The 2,542-nt window shown below is 62.0% G+C and carries 3 protein-coding genes; 1 reads left to right on the top strand and 2 read right to left on the bottom strand.

Annotated elements, in window-relative coordinates; genetic code table 11:
* Both I5M_RS16660 and I5M_RS16655 read right to left on the bottom strand, forming a co-directional pair.
* Complete coding sequence (locus I5M_RS16660; RefSeq protein WP_031336709.1) at positions 1 to 420, bottom strand: rhodanese-like domain-containing protein; 420 nt, start codon at positions 418 to 420, stop codon at positions 1 to 3.
* Between the two features lie 141 nt (positions 421 to 561).
* A complete protein-coding gene (locus tag I5M_RS16655) occupies positions 562 to 1,737 on the bottom strand; it encodes a VWA domain-containing protein (RefSeq protein ID WP_022722427.1) in 1,176 nt (391 codons plus the stop codon).
* A 166-nt stretch (positions 1,738 to 1,903) separates the two neighbouring features.
* Between I5M_RS16655 and I5M_RS16650 the strand changes: the two genes are divergently transcribed.
* Positions 1,904 to 2,542: cache domain-containing protein (locus tag I5M_RS16650; RefSeq protein WP_022722426.1), on the top strand; the 639-nt coding region annotated here is incomplete at its 3' end.

The following is a 2,542-nucleotide window of genomic DNA, read 5'->3' as shown; positions in this document are numbered from 1 at the left end:
TCACTTCTTCTTCGGCACGTAAGCCTCGACCGGACCGCCGGCGTCGCGCCAGGCGGCGAATCCGCCTTCGATGTGGGCGACCGGCTTCAGGCCCATGTCCTGTGCGGTCTTGGCGGCGAGCGCCGAGCGCAGGCCGCCGGCGCAGAAGAACACGAACTTCTTGTCTTCCTGGAAGATCGGCTTGGCGTAAGGCGAATTCGGATCGATCCAGAATTCCAGCATGCCGCGGGTGCAGGAGAACGCGCCCGGCACCTTGCCGTCGCGCTCGATCTCGCGCGGGTCGCGCAGATCGACGATCACCGTGTTGCTACCTTCGCCCTGCTTGTGCAGGTCGATCGCCTGCTGCGGGGTCAGCGTCTCGATCGTCGCATTGGCCTCGTCCAGCATCGCCTTGATGCCGCGGGTGATGGTCTGGGGCATGGTTACTCCCTTTTGCTTTTTCTTCGTCATTCCGGATTGTGAGCGAAGCGAGCAAGTCCGGAATCCATAACCCCCGTCCGTGGTTATGGATTCCGGGCTCGCGCTACGCGCGCCCCGGAATGACGTAGTCAGGCAGGATATTCACCGCACCAGTTCCCGCATCGCGCCTTCGAGGCCTTCGATGGTGATCGGGTACATGCGTTCGGAGAACAGACGGCGGATGATGGTGGTCGATTCCGAGTAGTCCCAGTGGCGACGCGCTACCGGGTTCAGCCACACGGTGTGCGGATAGGTGCGGAGCACGCGATCGAGCCAGACGTGACCGGCCTCCTCGTTGACGTGCTCGACCGAGCCGCCCGGCACCATGATCTCGTACGGGCTCATCGAGGCGTCGCCGACGAACACGACTTTGTAGTCGTGGGGGAATTTGTGCAGCACGTCCCAGGTCGGGGTGCGGTCGGTAAAGCGACGCTTGTTCTGCTTCCACACGCCTTCGTACAGGCAGTTATGGAAGTAGAAATACTCCATGTGCTTGAATTCGCTCTTTGCTGCCGAGAATAGTTCCTCGACCTGGGCGACGTGGCTGTCCATCGACCCGCCGATGTCGAAAAACACCAACACCTTCACTGCGTTGCGCCGCTCCGGGCGCATATGAACATCGAGGTAACCGTGGTTGGCGGTCTCCCGGATGGTGGTGTCGAGGTCGAGCTCGTCCGGCGCGCCGGTGCGGGCGAATTTACGCAATCGCCGCAGTGCAACCTTGATGTTGCGGATGCCGAGCTCGACGTTGCCGTCGAGATCCTTGAACTCGCGCTTGTCCCAGACCTTGACGGCGCGCTGGTGGCGGCTCTTCTCCTGGCCGATCCGCACGCCTTCCGGATTGTAGCCCTCGGCGCCGAACGGCGAGGTTCCGGCGGTGCCGATCCATTTGTTGCCGCCCTGGTGCCGCTTTCTCTGTTCCTCGAGGCGCTTCTTCAGCGTTTCAATGAGCTTGTCCCAGCCCATCGCCTCGATCTGCTTCTTCTCTTCTTCCGTCAGATATTTCTCGGCCAGCTTCTTCAGCCATTCGGCCGGGATCTCGGCCTTTTCCATGGCGTCGAGCAGGTTCTCGAGCCCCTTGAAGGTCGCCCCGAACACCCGGTCGAACTTGTCGAGGTTGCGCTCGTCCTTCACCAGCGCGGCGCGCGACAGATAGTAGAAATTCTCCACGCTCTGATCGGCCAGGTCGGCGTCGAGCGCCTCCATCAGCGTCAGATATTCGCGGAGCGTGACCGGCACCTGCGCATCGCGCAGCGACGTGAAGAATTGCAGGAACATAAGCGACAGATTGCCCGAGCGGCAGCGCCCGTCAAGGCCGGAGTACCGCGCCCCTGCCCCGCCCGCCTGGGGACAAGTCGGTGATGAACGCAAATCCGAGCGATCACTTTAACCGTCGTAAAGCAAATCCGGCGCATCTGGTCGCCGCCGATCAACTGGCGCCCATATGACCGCAAGCATCACCAAACAAGGCTTCATCAGCCGGGCCTCGACGCCTGCCGTGATTGTCACACTGTTCGTGCTGGCGATGAGCGCCTGCGTGCTCGGGCTGGTGGTGTGGAAGTCCTATGACGCCCGGCGCAGCGCCATGCTGCGCAGCGAAACCGAAATGCGCAATCTGGCGCATTCGCTGGCCGAACATGCCTCGCACACGATCCAGTCGGTCAATGTCGTGCTCGACGACATAGCCGTCTTCATGCGGCATGCAAGGAACCCAGCGCCCCGCTTGAATACGCGCCTGCAGGACATCGTCCGCAGCCTGCCGCAATTGCGGGACATCGCGGTGCTCGATGCCGAGGGCCGCGTGCGCAACGCGTCGCTCATTGAAGTCCCTGCGATCGACAATTCCGACCGCGCTTACTTCATTCACCACCGCGACCACGCCGATACCAGACTGCTGATCACCGGGCCGTTGGTGTCGCGCTCTTCCGGCGAGAACGTGATCGCGCTGTCACGCCGGATCAACGCCGACGACAACAGCTTTGCAGGTGTCGTGGTTGCGACTGTCGAGACCGACTATTTCGCCAATTTTTACAGGACTTTCGACCTCGGTCGCTACGGCGGCGTCACGCTGTTCGATACCGAC

The sequence above is a fragment of the Rhodopseudomonas sp. B29 genome, from assembly GCF_000333455.1.
In the GTDB taxonomy this organism is placed as follows: Bacteria; Pseudomonadota; Alphaproteobacteria; order Rhizobiales; family Xanthobacteraceae; genus Rhodopseudomonas.
This window is presented reverse-complemented; position numbering and strand designations above follow the sequence as displayed.

Coding starts and splice junctions, on each gene's coding strand:
- I5M_RS16660 (WP_031336709.1), bottom strand. CDS start 420: ATGCCCCAGACCATCACCCGCGGCATCAAGGCGATGCTGGACGAGGCC.
- I5M_RS16655 (WP_022722427.1), bottom strand. CDS start 1,737: ATGTTCCTGCAATTCTTCACGTCGCTGCGCGATGCGCAGGTGCCGGTC.